This window comes from Methylobacillus caricis (genome assembly GCF_020532705.1).
In the GTDB taxonomy this organism is placed as follows: domain Bacteria; phylum Pseudomonadota; class Gammaproteobacteria; order Burkholderiales; family Methylophilaceae; genus Methylobacillus; species Methylobacillus caricis.
In genome coordinates this window covers 1483060-1502477 of the sequence record NZ_JAJAVD010000001.1, presented here as the reverse complement: position 1 = coordinate 1502477, position 19418 = coordinate 1483060, and the positions used below count along the sequence as shown (strand labels likewise).

At 52.9% G+C, this 19418-nt stretch carries 15 protein-coding genes; 6 read left to right on the top strand and 9 right to left on the bottom strand.

All coding sequences use genetic code 11. The features are described 5' to 3' along the window. Nucleotides 1–70: 70 nt before the first annotated feature. The 4 genes from LG200_RS07075 to ylqF all read right to left on the bottom strand — a co-directional run bounded on the left by LG200_RS07075 (nucleotide 71) and on the right by ylqF (nucleotide 5476). The gene (locus LG200_RS07075) at nucleotides 71–1210 is read right to left on the bottom strand and encodes an MFS transporter (protein ID WP_226756872.1); all 1140 of its coding nucleotides are present in this window, start codon (nucleotides 1208–1210) and stop codon (nucleotides 71–73) included. 234 nt (nucleotides 1211–1444) lie between these two features. Next, nucleotides 1445–3439, bottom strand: a complete 1995-nt coding sequence (locus tag LG200_RS07070) for a UvrD-helicase domain-containing protein (protein WP_226756871.1) — start codon at nucleotides 3437–3439, stop codon at nucleotides 1445–1447. Between the two features lie 175 nt (nucleotides 3440–3614). Continuing rightward, nucleotides 3615–4334: a PEP-CTERM sorting domain-containing protein gene (locus LG200_RS07065; RefSeq protein ID WP_226756870.1), complete on the bottom strand. Its 720-nt coding sequence runs from the start codon at nucleotides 4332–4334 to the stop codon at nucleotides 3615–3617. Between the two features lie 224 nt (nucleotides 4335–4558). Beyond that, a complete protein-coding gene (ylqF, locus tag LG200_RS07060) occupies nucleotides 4559–5476 on the bottom strand; it encodes a ribosome biogenesis GTPase YlqF (protein WP_226756869.1) in 918 nt (305 codons plus the stop codon). Nucleotides 5477–5749: 273 nt separating this feature from the next. Here ylqF and LG200_RS07055 point away from each other — a divergent pair, with 273 nt between their 5' ends. The 4 genes from LG200_RS07055 (at nucleotide 5750) to LG200_RS07040 (ending at nucleotide 9870) form a co-directional block, all read left to right on the top strand. After that, complete coding sequence (locus LG200_RS07055; protein ID WP_226756868.1) at nucleotides 5750–6520, top strand: PEP-CTERM sorting domain-containing protein; 771 nt, start codon at nucleotides 5750–5752, stop codon at nucleotides 6518–6520. A 17-nt stretch (nucleotides 6521–6537) separates the two neighbouring features. Further along, entirely contained in the window at nucleotides 6538–8055 is a 1518-nt protein-coding gene (locus tag LG200_RS07050; RefSeq protein ID WP_226756867.1) for an alkaline phosphatase, read from the top strand. A 101-nt stretch (nucleotides 8056–8156) separates the two neighbouring features. Beyond that, nucleotides 8157–8903, top strand: a complete 747-nt coding sequence (locus LG200_RS07045; protein WP_226756866.1) for a hypothetical protein — start codon at nucleotides 8157–8159, stop codon at nucleotides 8901–8903. 145 nt (nucleotides 8904–9048) lie between these two features. Then, on the top strand, nucleotides 9049–9870 hold the full coding sequence (locus LG200_RS07040) for a class I SAM-dependent methyltransferase (protein WP_226756865.1): 822 nt from the start codon (nucleotides 9049–9051) through the stop codon (nucleotides 9868–9870). 10 nt (nucleotides 9871–9880) lie between these two features. On the opposite strand, the gene LG200_RS07035 is transcribed toward LG200_RS07040, so the two are convergent. From LG200_RS07035 to LG200_RS07020, 4 genes are all read right to left on the bottom strand, one after another. Next, nucleotides 9881–10819, bottom strand: a complete 939-nt coding sequence (locus LG200_RS07035; RefSeq protein WP_226756864.1) for a YihY/virulence factor BrkB family protein — start codon at nucleotides 10817–10819, stop codon at nucleotides 9881–9883. Between the two features lie 61 nt (nucleotides 10820–10880). Then, entirely contained in the window at nucleotides 10881–11324 is a 444-nt protein-coding gene (locus LG200_RS07030; protein WP_226756863.1) for a copper chaperone PCu(A)C, read from the bottom strand. 65 nt (nucleotides 11325–11389) lie between these two features. After that, the gene (locus LG200_RS14195; RefSeq protein ID WP_226756862.1) at nucleotides 11390–11740 is read right to left on the bottom strand and encodes a DUF2946 family protein; all 351 of its coding nucleotides are present in this window, start codon (nucleotides 11738–11740) and stop codon (nucleotides 11390–11392) included. Nucleotides 11741–11782: 42 nt separating this feature from the next. Beyond that, the gene (locus tag LG200_RS07020; protein ID WP_226756861.1) at nucleotides 11783–12802 is read right to left on the bottom strand and encodes a zinc-binding alcohol dehydrogenase family protein; all 1020 of its coding nucleotides are present in this window, start codon (nucleotides 12800–12802) and stop codon (nucleotides 11783–11785) included. A gap of 161 nt (nucleotides 12803–12963) precedes the next feature. On the opposite strand from LG200_RS07020, the gene LG200_RS07015 reads away from it, so the two are divergent. After that, nucleotides 12964–13545, top strand: a complete 582-nt coding sequence (locus LG200_RS07015) for a DUF5610 domain-containing protein (protein WP_226756860.1) — start codon at nucleotides 12964–12966, stop codon at nucleotides 13543–13545. Nucleotides 13546–13865: 320 nt separating this feature from the next. On the opposite strand, the gene LG200_RS07010 is transcribed toward LG200_RS07015, so the two are convergent. Then, nucleotides 13866–15059, bottom strand: coding sequence for a PEP-CTERM sorting domain-containing protein (locus LG200_RS07010; protein ID WP_226756859.1), 1194 nt, complete (start codon nucleotides 15057–15059; stop codon nucleotides 13866–13868). A 185-nt stretch (nucleotides 15060–15244) separates the two neighbouring features. Between LG200_RS07010 and hrpA the strand changes: the two genes are divergently transcribed. Next, the gene (gene hrpA / locus LG200_RS07005; RefSeq protein ID WP_404809789.1) at nucleotides 15245–19381 is read left to right on the top strand and encodes an ATP-dependent RNA helicase HrpA; all 4137 of its coding nucleotides are present in this window, start codon (nucleotides 15245–15247) and stop codon (nucleotides 19379–19381) included. Nucleotides 19382–19418 lie beyond the last annotated feature (37 nt).

Below are 19418 nucleotides of genomic sequence, written 5' to 3'. Positions count from 1 at the left end.
GCGGGTTTCACCGTTTGCTTAGCCATTTATCACCTTTGATTAAGTCGCCCAGATGTTCATGAGCGGACAATTAGATTTTCTGTTTACCGTAGTGCCTTATGCTGTAAATCGTGAGCAGGGCGCCGCAAATAGCAACCGCAGCACTGGCAAGAGCAACCGCTGGTAAACCAAGCCCAAAATGGATTACCGCACCGCCAAGGAAGGCGCCCCCGGCATTGCCCAGGTTAAATGCACTCTGGTTGACAGTGGACGCCATCAATGGCGAATCACCTGCCTGTGCCATGGCGTTGGTTTGAAGTCCAGGCCCGACTGCAAAACTGACCAGGCCCCAGACAAAGGCCGTGGCAATCGCTGCCACGGTGAACTGCATGCTCCACGCAAATACAATGCCCAATAGCGCCATGCCTGCTAATGAGAGGGTAATTGTGGGCAATAGTTTCCAATCAGCCATTTTCCCGCCGATATTGAGGCCTATGGTGGCGGCAACTCCCATGGCAATCAGCATGAAACTGACCTCGTGTGGCAACAGGCCGGACATGTCTTCCAGAATTGGCGTGATGTAGGTGAAAATCGTGAACACGCCGGCAAACCCAATGGCGGTAATGGCCATGGCAAGCAGCACATTGGGCTGCATGACCGCGTGCATTTCCTTGCGCAGGTCTGGCTTGGGCATGGCAGAGAGGTCGGGAATGAATCGCCAGATGGCGTACATCGCCAATGCACCGCAAGCGGCTACTGTCCAGAACGGAATGCGCCAACTGGTTTCCTGGCCCAGCAAGGTGCCCAGCGGCACGCCCAGCACGTTGGCCAGTGTGAGGCCGGTGAACATGAGCGCCAGCGCGCGGCCACTTTGCCCGGGCGGTGCCAAGTAAATAGCGACCACGGCACCTATGCCAAAAAACGAACCATGGCTGAGCGCGGTAAAAATTCGTGCTGCCGCCAGCGTGAGATAGTTGGGGGAAAGCGCACATAGCATATTGCCCAGGGTGAATATCGCCATGAGCGCCAGCAGGGTGGCCTTACGGGGGCGGTTGATTGTGAGGGCCACCATCAAGGGGCCGCCTACGACCACACCCAATGCATAGACAGTGACCAAGTTGCCGGTGGCAGGGATGGAAACGTCAAGACTGTGGGCAATGTCGGGCAGCAGGCCCATGGGCAAAAATTCGGTCATGCCGATACAAAATGCACCGGCGGCCAGTGCTATCATCCAACTGCCCATAAATACTCGCTTTTAATAGTGAATGCCTGAAAATTGTTAATGCCGGGATAGGGGCTGTGTTTCCGAATGAGCGGAGTGCGAGAAGATGTCAGGTTATTTCTTCAATCGCTTTTGCATACTAATCGATTAATGTACCTTCAACTTGCGCAAAATAAATCCATTGAAAAAGCGATAGGCTCATGAGTCAGCCCATCGCTTTTTTACCTTTCCGCGATGGCACATTTAACCTTGTCCATTGAGCATGGCGCGAATCTGTGCCATGCGCTGGCGGCCTTCTTCCTTGCTGGTTGCCGGGTCAGCCTGTGGGCCACCGGAGTGGCGTACGTCATCGGGAGGTAACTCGGCGATAAAGCGACTGGGCTCGCAGGATTCATTTTCCCCGGCACGTTTGCGCTTACGGCACCAGGAGATATGCAGGGATTTTTGCGCGCGGGTGATGCCAACATACATCAATCGGCGTTCCTCTTCTATCTTGCCGTTATCCACGCTTTCACGATGGGGCAGGATACCTTCCTCGCAGCCAATCAGAAACACATGGCCATATTCCAGTCCCTTGGAAGCATGCAGGGTGGAGAGCTTGACGGCATCCGGCTCGCTGTCTTCGCGTCCTTCCAGCATGCTCATGAGGGAAATCATTTGCGTCAGTGCCAGCAGGTTTTTCTCGTCTTCATCGCCTTTGCGAGTCAGCCAGCCTACAAAGTCCATAACGCTTTTCCATTTATTTTCGGCAGCGCGTGGTTCCTCCGTGTCATAGAGAAAGGCTTCGTAGTTGATGGCAGAAAGGATATCGTTAAGCACTTCACCTGCCGGGTCTTTTTCGGCACGCTCCTGGATACGGTTGATGAACTGGCAAAAAGTGAGCAGATCTTCCAGTTGCCGGTTGGCCATGGTACGCTGGAAATCGCCTTCAAAGGCAGCCTCGAACAATGACATCTTATGCAGGCTGGCATATTCCCCAAGCCGCTCGAGCGTGGTGTTGCCTATGCCCTTCTTCGGCGTGGTGGCAGCGCGGATAAATGCCGGATCGTCATCTTCATTGGCAATCAGGCGCAGGTAGCTGACCAGATCCTTGATTTCCGCCTTGTCAAAAAATGATTGACCGCCAGAGATCGTATAGGGGATTTTTTGCTGGCGCAGCTGCTGTTCAAAAATACGGGCCTGGTGGTTGCCGCGGTAGAGGATGGCGTAGTCGAGAAACTTGGTTCTATGCTCAAACTTGTGGGCCAACAGCTTCATGACCACTGACTCAGCCTCATGGTCTTCATCCTTGGCGGCGCTAACCTGAATGAGGTCGCCAGTGCCGAGCTCACTCCAGAGCTTTTTCTCAAACAGCTTGGGATTGTTGGCAATCACCTGGTTGGCGGCGCGTAGGATACGGACCGTAGAACGGTAGTTTTGTTCCAGCTTGATGACCTTGAGGCGTGTGAAGTCCTCGGTGAGCTGGCGCAGGTTTTCAACATCGGCTCCACGCCAGCCGTAAATGGCCTGATCATCATCACCCACGGCAGTAAAGCGGCCTTCAACGCCAGTCAGTAATTTGACCAGTTTGTACTGGCAGGCATTGGTATCCTGGTACTCATCGATCAGCAGGTATTTGAGTTTGTGCTGCCATTTGCGCAGCGCATCGGTATGGGTTTCAAACAGCTCCACCGGCAGCTTGATCAAGTCATCAAAATCCACTGCCTGATAGGCTTTGAGGGTTTGCTGGTAAATCTGGTAGACCTTGGCCGCGGCATGGGAGAGTTCTTCATCCGCAGTCGCGGCTGCCTGGTCCGGGTTGACGAAGGCATTCTTCCAGCTGGAAATCTGCCATTGCGTCTTGCGCAACAGCTGCTTATCGGTGGTGGCCAGAATATCGGAGAGTATCTTGAAGCTGTCCGAGGAGTCCAGGATGGAGAACTGCGGCTTGTAGCCCAGCAGCTCGGCTTCCTGGCGAAGCATCTGCAGACCTAGCGAGTGGAAAGTGGCAATCGTCAGACCTTTGGCGTTATTGCCTGGCAGCAGATGGCCTACACGCTCCTGCATTTCACGCGCTGCCTTGTTGGTGAAGGTGATTGCCGCAATTTCCTTGGGCGAATAGCCACACTTTTCAACCAGGTAAGCGATTTTCTGGGTGATGACGCGGGTCTTGCCGCTGCCGGCACCGGCCAGCACCAGCAAGGGGCCATCCAGATATTTCACAGCTTCGCGCTGTTGGGGATTCATGGTGCTTAACATGTTGATTTGCCTGTAGGCGGAGATAATTCAGGAAAAAGCTGCTACAAGCGTGTAACAACATCGACCCTGATTTTAGCTTGAGCCAGCTTTTGAAGCTAGTTGATAGAGGCAATGCAGGCATAAAAAAAGCCCCGCCAATACTGCGACGGGGCCGAGAGAGTGTGTCTGGGTAGAATCAGGCGTATAGCTTATTGTTCTTGCGACGGGCGGCAAATCCCAGCAGGCCGAGGCCAAGCGCCAGCATGGCGTAGGATTCAGGCTCGGGGACGGCAGTTACGCTGTATAGCGTGAAGTCTGATTTATCCTTGAGCGATGTCAGGGAGAATGACTTGACTGCCGCGTCTCCAAATGGATTGTCCAGGCTCCATACCCCGCCCAGGTCCTGGATGGCAGGGCTCAGGTTGGTTATGGTGCCAAGACCGGTCCATGAGGCTGTGGTGTCGCCGGTGGCGATGAGCTTGAATGTGCTGGTGGAGTTGTCAAAATAGGTAACAGTAATGGAGGCCTGTTCCTTGGAATCGCCATATTCGGGACCATTGAACAACAAGCCTAATGTGATATTGCTGATGACGGTTGCATCATCAAACTTGGCAATGATCCACTCGTGCTTGTCGATTTCCCCTACTGTGACGTCGTTGCCCTTTTTAGGGGAGACGCCAACACCCTGATAACCATCCTGGGCCGGTTTGTAACTGAAAACAGCATCTTTCAGATGTTTTTTGTTTGTGCCTGTTTTAGCGTAAAAGGTCACGCTGGTATCAAGAATGTTAGTGGTGTAGCTGGAGCCGGTACCGAATTCTGTGCCATATACGGTATCGGTCGCGGCAATGGCGCTGAAGGAAGCGGTTAATAGTACGCTAGTTGCCGTTACTGCCAGCATTTTGGAAATATTCATTTGGGTCTCCTCATAGCAATTAATTAGATTTAATTGATTGTTTTTATTATTAATTGAAAGCACTTGCATGCTAGCTCTGCAATGAGGAGTGTTCAATAGTCCATTAGGGCTGATACGTTTGGACTAATCACTTGATATTGAAAATTAAAACTCAGCCTGATCTATATGATTCTAATGGGAAACCAGAAAAAGAAATTTATGACCAGGGATAGTCAGAGAAACCATTATTCCGGACTATCATTGCCTTTATCTTCAATTTGATCTGTTTCAAGAGTCATGTTTTCTATTGTTGCCATCATCTTAGCGCGCGACGCAGGTGTTTCCAGGCTGATGCGTCCCAGCGTGCCGGAGCGATAATCTACCAGGAAAGCCATGGCGGTTTTTTCCATGTCGAATTCACCACCTTTCAGTAGGTAGCCGCGGCGTCTGCCTACCGCCTCCAGCAAATCGATGGCATCCATATTGCTGACGTCGGTTTTGTATCGGGCATTCAGCAGGGCAGGGTAGCGTTCCAGCAGAATGGTGGCTAGAAATTCCGCCACCTCTTCATCAATGACGGCATTGCGGCCGATCGCGTGGCTGGCTGCCAGCATGTAGCCGTCAGATTCATATTTGATCTTGGGCCACATCATGCCCGGCGTATCGGTGATGGATAGCTGCGGGCTCAGCTCAAAGCGTTGCTGGCTTTTGGTGACGGCTGGTTCATCTCCCACCTTGGCAATACGGCGGTTGAGCAGGGCATTCATCAACGTGGATTTCCCCACGTTGGGAATGCCCATGATCATCATGCGCAACGGTTTCAGGTTGGTGCCTCTATGAGGTGCAATAGCGCGGCATAGCCCCGGAATCTTGTTCGCGTCTCCTGGTTTCTTGCAGGATAGTGCCACGGCCCTGATGCCATCCTGGCGATTGAAATGGTTGAGCCAATCCTGGGTGACAGCCGGGTCAGCAAGGTCTGCTTTGTTCAGTATTTTCAGGCTGGGGCGTTGACGGAAGCGCCGCAGGTCTTCAATCATGGGGTTATGGCTGGCCTCCGGTACGCGGGCATCCAGGACTTCAATGACGATGTCGGTAAATTCCATTGTTTCTTCTGCCTTTTTGCGGGCAGAAGTCATGTGTCCGGGAAACCATTGGATAGCCATAATCAGGAGGTGCTCTATTGTGGTGAGATCGAAAGATAAGGCCAGCGGCTACTTGATGGCAAAATTTAATAAAAAAACTGACGAGACGCTGGAACAGCGTGTCATTTTACCACTTGCTTGTTATTCCGGCTTTAGTTTGCAGCCTTGTTGCAAAATTTGGGGTTAATGGCGTCTGGATATAGTTCTTTAGGCCTATGGATATTCCATAGAGTTAACATTGCGCATTTCTAGTATGGGCTCCGTAACAGTTTTTATAACTCTAAAGGGGTAATCATGAAGCTCAAGAATAGCGGTATTGCAGTGGCGATTGCTGGTTCCATGCTGTTTACAGTGCCTGCGTTTGCGCAGGAAGTGATCGTGAACGGGGGGTTCGAGGCCGACGCTTCCGAAACCTATAATCCACAAGGTTGGCAAGTCCAGGAAAACGGAATTTTCGGTTCTGTGATTGCTACCGATGCCCATCAATCCTCTGCCAGTGGCTATAACACGGTAGGTGCCGCCAGCGGTAACTACTATGGGCTATTGGATTCTGCCTATCCAAGCAGCCAGGTGTTGTACCAGAACTTCTCCATTGGCGCTGTGACTTCGGCCGTGCTTTCGTTCCAGATGTTCGTGAATGACCAGAGCGACAATGGCATTGTATACATCAACCAGGCAGGCCTGGATGCGACAACCAACGGTACTTACGCGCCAAACCAGCATGTACGTGTTGACCTGCTGTTGGCAAGTGCCGATCCATTCTCTGTTAATGCTACTGACATTATTGGCACCTATTATCTGGGAGGCGCCAATGGTCGTCGCTTTGATGGTGCTGACAACTCCAATAATTATGTGGATTACAGCTTTGACCTGACCAGCCTGCTGGCCTCGGGTGGGAATTACACGCTGCGTTTTGCTTCCGTGAGCAACCAAGGTGCTCTGCAAGTAGGCCTGGATAACGTCAGCCTGAATGTCACGCCAGTACCGGAAGCCGATACATATGCCATGTTCCTGGCTGGATTGGGCTTGCTGGGCCTGGTATTGCGCCGCCGTAACACTATCTAATACAGGGAATATATCAAATGAAAAAAGCAATGATGAAGGTATCTGCACTGGCAGTGATGATGGCTATGGGCGGCCAGGCGATGGCGGAAGATGCCAGCACCTGGTATGAGGATGGACAAGCAGCATTGGCTGCTGCCAAGAAGCTGTACCCCAATACACGCAAGGCCAAAAATGTGATTCTGTTTGTTGGTGACGGCATGGGTGTTTCCACAGTGACTGCTGCCCGCATTCTGGAAGGCCAGCTCAAGGGGTTGGATGGCGAGCGCAACAAGCTGTCTTTCGAGACGCTGCCCTATCTGGCTTTGTCCAAGACTTATTCTGCCAATCAGCAGACATCCGATTCCGCACCTACCATGACCGCGATGGTGACCGGCGTGAAGACAAATGACGGTGTACTCTCCGTCAACCAAACGGTCAAGAATGGTGATAAGGATAACAATAAAGTGCAGGCAGCAAAGCTGGCGACTATCCTGGAATTGGCTGAGCAGAACGGCCGCTCCACCGGTATTGTCTCCACTGCACGTATCACTCATGCGACACCGGCAGCCACCTATGCCCACACATCGACTCGTGACTGGGAATCTGACAACAACGTGCCAGCTGATACCGAAGTGAAAGATATTGCCTCCCAGCTGATCGATAATTTCGGCGCTGGCGGGATTGGCAACGGTATCGAGGTTGTACTGGGCGGCGGCCGTAGCAAATTCCTGCCTAACACCTTCAATGATCCGGAAGATGCCGGTCGCATGGGTGAGCGCCGTGATGGCCGTAACCTGGCCCAGGAATATGTGAACAAGTTCGGTGGCAAGTATGTCTGGAACCAGGCGCAGTTTGATGCCATCAATCCAGCCAATACAGACCGCTTGCTGGGTTTGTTCGAGCGCTCCCACATGGAATATGAGCATGATCGTCCAACTGATACAGGCAAGGAGCCATCCCTGGCTGAAATGACAGGCAAGGCCGTGGACATACTCAAGAAGAACCCGCAAGGATTCTTCCTGATGGTGGAAGCTGGCCGTATCGACCATGGCCATCATGCCAACAATGCCTACCGCGCCCTGACAGATACCATTGCCTTGTCTGACGCAGTGAAGAAGGCCCTGGAAAAGGTTGACCTGAATGAAACCCTGATTATCGTGACTGCCGACCATAGCCACACCATGACAATCGGTGGTTACCCAGAGCGTGGCAATCCTATCCTTGGCAAGGTGACTGTTGACGGCAACCTGACAAAGGCAACTGACGGCAACCCATATACCACCATTTCCTACGCGAACGGTAAAGGCTACTACCCGAACGTGCCAGGTGAAGACGTGTACAACTTCCCTGCACGCAGTGGCCGTATCGAAGACATGACCAATGTGGATACCAGCCATCCAGACTTCCACCAGGAAGTGACCGTACCGCTGGATTCAGAGACTCATGCTGCCGAGGAAGTGGAAATATTTGCAGGCGGCCCGAAGGCATACCTGTTCCAGGGTATCCAGGAACAGCACTACATTTTCCATGTCATGAAGGACGCATTCGGTTTCTGATGTCCAGTTTGATCAAGGCACTATGACTACAGGACGGGGTGGCGCAAGCTGCCCCGTCCATTGCTTTTTGTTGAATATTGTTGAACCTGAAGGATATGAATATGCAGAAATACCTGAAGTTATCTGGCTTGGGCCTGCTATTGCTGGGATGCAATGTGGCTTCAGCCGACGACCTGCCGGTCCTGAATGCCAGGTTTGAAACTTCGCAGTGCGCTATTCCATGCAAAAAACCGGTAGCACGGGAGTGGATCATGATGCGCGATTCAAATCAGCTTGAACTTAGGGATGTAGGCGCCAGCCACAGCGACCTGTGGCAAGTGCAGGCCGATGGCAGCCTTGATTATGTTTACGTGATGCACAATGAGAAGCGTGCCATCGATTACAACCCGGTGGACCTTCGTCTCCTCGGCATATCCGCTGGCATGGAAAAATGGCAGGCATTATCCCGCTTGGTGACACAGGAAGAATTGTCTACCCTGGAAAAATTGGCAGGCAAGACATATCAAGGCATGTCTACGGAGGTGTACCGCGGCAAACTCGATCAGGTGAAGACGGAGGTTACCTGGATTCCTGCACTGCAAATTCCCTTGCAGGTTCAGTATCACTACCCTGACCGCGTGGTGACCGTAAAGCTGGTGCAGCGTTTCGGGCAGGCGCTGCCAGTGGAAAAAACCACCTACGCGGTATTGCAGACCTATCAGCATGTGGACTTTACCGATATCGGTGATATGGAGCATGACCAGAGCGCAACGGCCTGGCTGGCGCTGGCCAAGGGTGCTCCTGGCGTGCATGTGCACCATCATGCAAGTCACCATGCCCATGATGATCATGAGCATGCGCAGAATTAGGCCTTGATTGAGGTTGAATGGCGGAATGTTCTGCCATTCAACTGGCGACTGCCGAAAGTAAGCTCGCGCCTGGTCAGGCTGGGTAGCAGATGTTGATCTCCATGGTGCGTGCAGATATCCGGCGGAGGAGTGCTAAAATAGCGCCATGACGCTGATCCCGGAAATCAAACCCCATCAATCCATAGAGTTACTGAAGGCGCTGCATATCCTTACCCGGGATGGCAAGCTTAACCAGGATACACGCCGCAAACTCAAGCAGGTTTACCACCTCTATCACTTCATCGAGCCATTGCTCAATGAAGTGATCCTGGAAAACGATAATCCGGTGCTGGTCGATCATGGCGCTGGCAAGTCCTATCTTGGGTTCATTCTCTATGATCTGTTCATGAAGCAGCAGCATGCGGGCCGGATTGTCGGGATTGAGACAAGGGGCGAGCTGGTGCAGAAATCGCAGGAGCTCGCGGAAAACCTCGGTTTTGGCCGCATGGATTTCCTGCACCTGAGCGTGGAAGAGTCGATTGCATCCACTGCCTTGCCAGAACAGGTGGATATCGTGACCGCTCTGCATGCCTGCAATACCGCCACCGATGACGCCATCAGGTTTGGCCTGGAGAAGCGTGCGCAATTCATGGTGCTGGTGCCTTGTTGCCAGGCCGAGGTGGCGGAAGTGTTGCGTCGCCACAAGAGTGAGTCTTTCGGCAAAACGCCCTTATCCGAAATCTGGCGGCATCCCATTCATACCCGTGAATTCGGCAGCCAGATCACCAACGTGTTGCGGTGCCTGCAGCTGGAAGCCCATGGATACCAGGTAACGGTGACGGAGCTGGTAGGCTGGGAGCATTCAATGAAAAACGAGCTGATTATCGCCCGCTACAAGAATAGCCCCAGGCGCAATGCCCAGAGCCGCCTGGAGCAAATCCTCGAAGAACTCAACCTGCAGGATTTGCACACCCGTTTCATCTATTGAAAGTGGGCGGTTATTTTCCTGGGATCTGGTCTGCGGGAATGTTGCGCAAACTGCCAAATGTCAGCGCATATTGACGTGTAATTTCTGCTCCAAAAAAGAAAATCTGCGCAGAGTAATAAACCCACAGCAGCAGGGCAATCAACGAGCCGGCAGCCCCAAAACTTGAGGCGACGGCACTATTGCCCAGATATATGCCGATGACGTATTTACCCAAGCTGAACAGGATGGCGGTAAACGCTGCGCCTGCCCATACATCTGACCATGGCAGTTTCACATCGGGCAGCATCTTGTAGATCACGGCAAACATTGAGGTAATGACGCCAAAGCTTACCAGGGCGGAAATCTGCTTGAAGATACCGATGGCGGTGATAAAGCGGCCGACGAATTGAGTCGCGTATTCTTCCACCAGGGCCAGGCCAGCGTTGACCAGCAACGAGGTCAGCAACAGAAACGCTAGTGAAATGATGATGCTGAATGCCAACAGGCGGGTTTTGAGCAATGCACCTATCGCCTGCTTGCTGCCTTGGGTCTTGGCCTTGGTGGTTTCCCAGATTTCATCCAGGCTGGCCTTCAGTTCGGCAAATACCGTGGTTGCGCCAATAAACAGCAGGGTGCTGGCAATCAATGTCGCAATAATGCCGGATTTTGGGTTGCTGGATTTTGCCAGCATGTTCTGTATTACTTGTGCGCCGCTTTCACCCACCAGGTCTGAAATCTGGGTGACGATTTCGCCATGCGCCGCGCGTTCGCCAAGGAAATAGCCCGCGATTGCAATCACAAGCACCAGGATGGGCGTGAGTGAAAACATGGTATAGAAAGCCAGGGCCGCCCCTTTGCTTGTTGCCCGGTGCGAGAACCAGGAGAGTACTGACTGGATCAGTAGCTGGCGTAGGCACAACAGCCTGTGTACAGAGCGTTGGCTTAAGCTGTGAAGTAGTTTTGCAATCAATGCTGGCTCCAATCTTGGTATGGTAAGGGGGCAGGGTTTACCTGCCTGGGTTTTGACTGGCTTAATGGTTGCGCGGCACCATGCCTGTCAAAGCTCGTCCATTGAAGACCAGGGCAACGCTTTCACGTTTCCCCTGTTTGTCTTCAAATACCAATGTGATGGGTATGGTATCACCCGCTTGTACAGCGGCCTTTATCCCATGCAACATGAGGTGCAGGCCTCCAGGTTTCAGTTCAACAGGTTGGTTGGCGGTCAATGGCAATGCCTGGATTGGGCGCATTTTCATGATGCCATCCTCCACATGCATATCGTGAAGTTCGACCTTGTCCGCAAACGGCGAGTTCGCCGCCACCAGTTTTGCATCCTTGTCAGAAACCATGCGCAGGTAAGCCGCTGCAACTTTTTGGCCAGGGGCTGTAGCGCGTACCCATGGTTCCACTACAGTGACTTCTGCCTGAGCATGCATGCAATATAGCAGCATCAGCCCAATCAATATTCCCTTCATTTACTTTTTCCTTTTGCCATGCATGGCATGGTGATGATGTTCCGTGTGATTTATCGGCGAAAATGTCAATGGAAAAAGGGCGGGCCTCGAGGACGGCTATTCCATGATGGCAGCAAAGCCCATTCATGCCTTGATATTGCAGGAGATAGCGTTAACCGGGAGAGCATAACCGGGATGGAGCTCAGGCTACTGCTTGCCAGGCTGTCCAGTTGCGCCACGCAAAATGGACATTTTGCGTGGTCTTGGGAGGCGGGTTGTTTGGAGTTGGGTGCTTTAGTGGAGCAAAGCTCGCCCATAAACCACTGCTGGTTTGAACGTTCTGCCAATAGTGACGAAACAGAGGGCGCCAGGCAGGCCAGCAACAAGGCAAGGCCAGCAAGGCAGGCGCTGAAGGTTGAGATGGTACGAGATCGCATCCGCATGCCTGCTATCTTATCATGATGGCGGGCATGCTTGATTTAGAAGCCTTCAAGCACAATTTTGCCTATGGTGCGTCCAGATTCCAGTGCTGCATGGGCTTTCTTCAGGTTGCTGGCATTGATGGGCGTGAGGGTTTGAGCCAAGGTGGTACGCAATATGCCATGGTCCGCCAAGCGTGCAATTTCATTCAGCAGGTAATGTTGCTTGATCATGTCTTCTGTTTTGTACATGGCGCGGGTAAACATCAATTCCCATGTGAAACTTGCGCTCTTGTTCTTGAGCGGAGCGATATCCAGTAGATGGTTGTTCTCGACTATGCTGCAAATAGCTCCTTGAGGTACTACCAGCCTGACTGCGGCAGGGCAGTGTTGATCCGTATTATTCAGGATCAACACATAGTCGACATATTCAAGATTCAAGGCTTTTACCTGGCTAACAATATCCACGCTATGGTCAACAATGTCGTGAGCCCCCAGTTCACGGCACCAGGCGGCGGACTCGGGGCGCGAAGCAGTGGCAATGACATGTAAACCGGCTACCTTTGCGGCCAGCTGGATTGCTATCGAACCCACACCGCCGGCACCGCCAATGATGAGGATGGCTTTAGGCTTTTTGACGTTTGGTGGAGCCTCCACCTTTAGCCGGTCGAACAATGATTCCCAAGCCGTAATTGCCGTGAGGGGCAAGGCTGCCGCTTCAGCAGCACTCAATGTCTTCGGCTTGTGGCCAACAATGCGTTCATCCACCACTTGATATTCACTGTTGCACCCCTGGCGTGTGATATCCCCGGCGTAATACACAGCCTCACCTACTTTGAACAGGCTCACTGCGCTACCGATTTCCACTACTGTTCCCACTGCATCCCAGCCCAATACCTTAGGTTCAGCTTCCACCTTGTCCTTGGGAGCGCGTACCTTGGTATCCACTGGGTTGACTGCAATGGCTTCAACCTTCACCAGCAGGTCATGCGGCCCAGGTGCCGGCGTAGAAATATCTACATCCAGCAATGCATCGGGATGATCAATCGGGAGGTAATGAGTCAGGGCAACCGCTTTCATGGAGAGAGTCCTCAAAAGTCTAGGGATGCAGCTTATTTTATTCCTGTATACCAATGTGGCAAGTACGCACAATTTATGTGAGTTATCTGCAAAATATTTAATATCTTCGTTTAATTGTCGATATATCTCATATCAACTTTCTGTAGTTAAAGGAGAATGTAATGGTGGCAACCAATAGTGGCTTGACGACGGTTACATCCACGCCAGCTGTGACTGCTCCGGCCAGTGAGGCTTTGAATGAAGCAAGGAAACAGGCCGAGCTTCGCCCTGAACAGCAGAAAGCCGCGCTCAATGGACAGATTCTTCAGGCTTCATTGCAAGTGTCTATCCAGTCTGGCAATGATGGCTTGGCCTTGCTCTATCGTTCAGCAGTGGAACAATTGAATACCGTACTGGCACCGGAGTTTGGACCCAACGCCATTGAGAATGCCCTGGGGCAGGATAATAGTCCAGAAGCCACAGCGTCGCGCATCCTTTCTTTATCAACCGGCTTTTTCGATGCATATGCTGCACGCTATCCCAATAAAGACCCGGAAACAGTGGCTCGAGACTTTGTGGCGCTCATTCGAGGTGGTTTTGAAAAAGGTTATGCTGAAGCCAAGGATATTCTCACCGGCTTGAATGTACTGGGAGAGAACAGCCCGGTGGCATCTGATATAGCCAAGACCTACGATCTTGTGCAAAAAGGCTATGATGATTTTCTGGGGGCAAAGCTCTCGGCCATTCGTGGTGATGCAGATTAAAGGTTCTTCCGCGTAGTTACAGTCTAGATAGCAGCGTTGTAAATCAAGCGCGAAAACTGCTCTAAAGATTTTTATAGACTGCGTTTATGGCGGGCAGTTGGCCGAAAAACAACTCAGCATGCGTGCCGGCGCGCTTCCCTGATCAGGATGTGTCGACAGTTGGTTACTATGCTCACGATCAGGGTTGTTCGGCGTTGCACTTGTTCGCCATTTCAACTTCCAGCACGTTAATTTATTCCCGGAATCGATTGCGCAGCGCGCAGTGCAAATTAAGAAAAAAGCCCTGCTGGGTAAGCAGGGCTTCAGGTTGCACTTGCTAATCAGGCATTGAGAGCGCGGACTTTGCGGCGCACTATGCCAATGAGGCCTAAACCGGCCAGCAGCAGGGCATAGGTTTCAGGTTCTGGTACCGGTGCGAGGAGGTATGAGCTGTAATGTCCGTTGCTATCAACACCCTGGGCGATGATCCATCCTTGGTCATTAATGCCGTTAGCCGATACCAAGGTGATGCCTGTGTTGCTGCCGAGGAGGGTGTTAAGGTTGATGGCAGTTCCATTATCCCAGAGCACGGCAAACTCCTCCCATGAACCATCGCGATCCTCAATATAACTGCCGACTACTTGCCCCAGGTTGTTGATGCCATAGGCGTAGCTGGCATAGCCGCCTAGTGTGCCGAGGTCAATGACTTCACCATTATCCCATAGGGTAGCGTGTTGCCTGGAGTCTGAAGACATGCCCCAACCTACAGCGACATTGCTATTATTGATGGCGAACGCCTCGCTGCCAATTCCGCCCAATGTGTCAAGCAGTACCAGTTCATTATTGCTATTCCAGAAAGCGGCATAGCTTGTGCTGTCCTGGTAGATCGCCCCAACAATATAGCCATTGTCGTTGATGTCGTTAGCTGCGCTGGTGGCTGATGCGTTCGTGAACAGTGCACTCGCATTACCGTTTTGCCACAGGGTAGCAGTCTGTTGGTTTTGAGCATTAAAGCTCCAGCCGACTACCTGGCCTTGATTGTTGATGGCATTGGCAGCGCCGTATTGATTGCTTAATCCATTCAAAGTGGTAACGGTACCGTTATGCCAGACAGTGGCTTGTGCATCATAGGCTGGCTCTTGGGATGGTGGCAGGAACTCCAAGCCTTCCAGGCCTTGGGTATTACGTTCCAAGAGAAATGGCAATTTTGTGTAGCTGATTCCCGCCACTTGTCCAAGATCATTGATTGCGTTGGCATAGCTATATTTTCCCGCGCCGCCTGTGAGGGTCACACTATTGCCACTAAGCCAAGTTGTTGCATGGGCTGCTGCTACGTATTCGGGGTTATATTCTGGGCTGGTATCAATGAAGGCGCTTGAACCTGCCACTTGACCGCTGTTATTGAGTGCGGAAGCGACACTAAAGCTGAAGTCACTTGGGGTGTTTAATTGGCTAATGGAATAAGCAACTGGGGCCGCGTTAGCGAGGATTGGCGATAGAAAGGCAATAACAACAGACAACTGCTTTAGCTTCATGGATATGCTCCCCTAGGTGAGTTATTTTGATTGTTGTAGGTTTTAATTTTTAATTACTCGCGATTGTATCCCATCAGATTGATAGGCAGCATTAGTCTTAAAGAACTAAACGTCTTTGACGAATATTCGCAGTTGGTATTGGAACAATGAATTATCGGCAGCCATGCTAAAATTCCCGCCAATCTATGAGTACATCTAATCCTATTTCCCCGCGCCAGATGATTTCACGGTTGGAGGCGCAACTTCCTGAATGCTTGCTGGTTGATCGGTTCTTTCTCAAGCGTCGTTTGCAGCAGGCTTCGGCCATGCTGGGGCAGGGCAAGCCCGTGGAGAAATCCCTGGCGGAGATTGCCGGCAAGATACAGGATTCTGTGCGCAGGCTGCATGCACGCCGTGAGAACCTGCCCAAACCTGATTTTCCCGATGATTTACCGGTCAGTGGCCGTCGCGAGGAGATTGCATCGGCAATAGCCAAGCATCAGGTGGTGATTGTCTGTGGTGAAACTGGCTCCGGCAAGACTACACAGCTGCCCAAGATATGCCTGGATCTGGGTCGAGGGGTAAACGGGCTGATCGGGCATACCCAGCCGCGGCGTATTGCGGCACGTTCAGTGGCTTCCCGTATTGCCCAGGAGCTTGGCTCTCCTTTGGGGCAGGTGGTTGGTTACAAGGTCAGGTTCAATGACAAGCTTTCGGAAACCAGCTATATCAAGTTGATGACGGATGGCATCCTGCTGGCCGAGACACAGGGGGACCGCTTTCTCAATGCTTATGACACCATCATCATTGATGAGGCGCATGAGCGCAGCCTGAATATTGATTTCCTCCTCGGGTATCTCAAGCAGTTGCTGCCAAGGCGGCCTGATCTCAAGGTGATAGTGACTTCTGCCACCATTGATGCTGACCGTTTTTCACGGCATTTCGATGGGGCGCCGGTGATTGAAGTGTCCGGGCGTACTTATCCGGTAGAGGTGCGCTACCGTCCGCTTGGCGCCAGGCGAACAATGCTAGCTGCCAAGGCAGCGCCTAAGCCTGTATTGCCCGAGCCGGTAAACTTGGTTCCTACTGCCCCGCAAGAGCAGGAGTTCCGGCGCAGGGCCGGCAATATGGATCCTTCCATACGCAAATGGCTGGACGATGGCGATGTGGAGTTGCTGGGACAGGATGTCATGGGCGTCAGGCGCAAGCCGCGTGAGGAATCACGATGGCTTGAAGAGGATGATGCCGAGGAGGCCATGGAAGAGGCCATACTCGATGTGGCAGAGGACCTGTTGCGCGAGGGGGATGGAGATATTCTGGTCTTCCTGCCCGGCGAGCGGGAGATCCGTGACACTGCCGACCACTTGCGCAAATATCAGGCCCAATCCCCCAGAATGCGGCATGTGGAAGTATTGCCACTGTTCGCCCGCCTGTCGATAGAGGATCAGCAAAAGATATTCCGTACCAATGGCGGGCGGCGTATTGTGTTGGCCACCAATGTTGCCGAGACTTCGCTGACCGTGCCTGGCATCAAGTATGTGATTGATACCGGGCTTGCGCGCGTCAACCGTTACAGCGCACGTGCCAAGGTCGAACAGCTGCAGATAGAGAAAATCTCGCAGGCGGCGGCCCGTCAGCGGGCAGGACGTTGCGGCCGGGTTTCCAGTGGTATTTGCGTTCGGTTATATGACGAGCTGGATTTCAATGGGCGCCCGGAGTTTACCGATCCCGAAATTCTGCGGTCATCCCTTGCGGCAGTCATCTTGCGCATGGCGGCACTCAAACTGGGCGACGTGCAGGATTTTCCTTTTATCGAGGCACCAAGTTCACGATACATTGCCGATGGCTACCTGCTGCTGCAGGAGCTGGGGGCCGTCGATGGTGAACGCAACATCACCGAGATAGGCCGTCAGTTGGCAAGGCTGCCGCTGGATCCGCGGGTGAGCCGCATGATACTGGAGGCGAAGAAGCAGGGCTGTACGCGCGAAATTCTGGTTATTGCGAGTGCCCTGGCCATCCAGGATCCGCGTGAACGTCCCATGGATAAGCGCGAGGCGGCTGATCAGGCCCATGTCAAATTTGCCGCTGAGCATTCCGACTTCATGAGTTTCCTCAAGTTATGGGAATGGTATGAGGAAGCGCTCAAAGCAAAGAAATCCAATAAGGACCTGCTCAATAAGTGCCATGCCAGTTTCCTCTCGTTTCTACGGCTCAAGGAATGGCGCGAGCTGCATATGCAACTGAAGGAAATTGCCGAAGACCTGGAGCTCAAATTGAATGAAGAGCCTGCCAGCTATGAGCAGGTGCACCGTGCGCTGCTATCCGGCCTGTTGGGCAATATCGGTTTCAAGGATGGGGAATCTGACAGTTATCATGGCGCGCGCGGCATCCGCTTCCATATTGCACCAGGCTCTACCCTTAAGAAGGCCAGGCCCAAATGGGTGATGGCGGCAGAACTGATGGAAACCACCAAGCTCTATGCCCGGTGCGTCGCACGCATAGAGCCTGACTGGATAGAGCCGCTGGCGCGTGGGCTGACACAAAGCCATTACAGCGATCCCCGTTGGGACAGGAAGCCTGCCCAGGTCGTGGCCTGGGAACGTGTCAGCCTCTATGGCTTGACAGTCATTCCACGCAGGCGTGTGCATTACGGCCCGGTAAATCCGCAGGAGTCGCGCGAGATATTTATCCGGGAAGCGTTGGCCAATATGGAGTTTGACACCAAGGCGGAATTTTTCAGTGCCAATCGGCGCTTGATCGCCGAAATTGAGGAGCTGGAGCATAAAGCCAGGCGCCAGGACGTGCTGGTGGATGAGCATGCTTTGTTTGCATTCTACGATGCCATTCTGCCGCAAGGCATCATCAATGGTGCGGGCTTCGAGAAGTGGCGGGAAGCGGCTGAAAAAGACAATCCCCGCCTGCTCTACCTGACTCGTGATCACCTGATGCGCCATGGTGCGGCTGGCATCACGGAAGTGCAATTTCCCGAGAGTTTTGAAATGGATGGCGTCAAGCTGCCGCTGAAGTATCGCTTTGAACCGGGCCATGTCCTGGATGGCGTGACGGCTACCGTGCCGCTGGCCCTGCTTAACCAGTTGAACCCGGAGCAGGCCGAATGGTTGGTGCCGGGTATGGTTCGAGAAAAGGTCACTGCCTTGATCAAGGCTTTGCCCAAGACCTTGCGCCGGGTTTGTGTGCCGGTGCCGGATTTCGTGACCGGTTTTCTCCAGCAGGCCAACAACAAGTCAGGGGCATTGCTGCCCATGCTGGCAGCGTATGTTCAGCAACGCACGGGCCTTAAGCTCAATATCAGCGACTGGGCTGCAGATGCGCTGGATGCGCACCTCTACATGAACTTCCGCATTGTGGACGAGAAAAACCGCGAGCTGGGCATGGGGCGTGATTGGCATGCACTCAAGGCGCAACTGGGGCAGGCGGCCCAGCTGACTTTCCGCAGCAGCTCGCCCGGTATAGAAAAGGCCGGACTCAAGCAGTGGGATTTTGGCGACCTTCCGCAAACCCTGAGTTTTAGCCGGGAGGGCAGGCAGCTTACCGGTTATCCAGCCCTGGAAGACAATAACGATAGCGTCTCGGTCAAGCTGTTCGATACCGAGCATGCCGCCCTGGTTTCACATCGGGCTGGCGTAAGGCGGCTGATGCGCTTTGAATTGAAGGAGCAGATGAAGCAGTTGGAGAAAGGCTTGCCCGGTTTCAATCAGTATGCCCTGCAATTGAGAAACATCATGAACCCGGATGAGCTTCGGGAAGATATGCTGGTGGCAATTGCCGACCGCGCCTTTATTGGAGATGATGAGTTGCCGCGCAGCAACCAGGCTTTCATGGCGCTGAAAATCCGCGCCAGAACCCGATTGCCTGCAGTAGCGGACGGGGCTGGGCGCCTGGCGACGGCGATTGCTGCCGAACATACGCAATTGGTACAAAAGTTGAACGGAGTGCCAGGGAGCCTGTCCAGGGTTAAGAAGGAAGTGGAGTTACAGCTAGCCCAACTGCTACCCAAACGTTTTTTCAGCGTGACGCCCTGGGAAACATTGCAACACTTGCCGCGTTATCTCAAGGCCTTGCGCCTGCGCCTGGATAAATATCCCGGTAGTATTGAGCGTGACGCACGCAGTGCGCAGTCCGTGCAGCAGATATGGGAGCGCTGGGAAGCCCGTATTGCAGTCCTGCGCAAGGCTAACCATGACGTGCCGCCAGCGTTGGCTGATTATCGCTGGCTGATAGAGGAGTTGCGGGTCTCACTGTTTGCACAGGAGCTGAAAACACCTTTCCCTGTATCGGCCAAGCGGCTGGATAAGGTCTGGCAAGACTTGGGCAGCCCTTAGCGGTTTTTGCAAGCTTCTTTAGCTCAGGCACTGCATG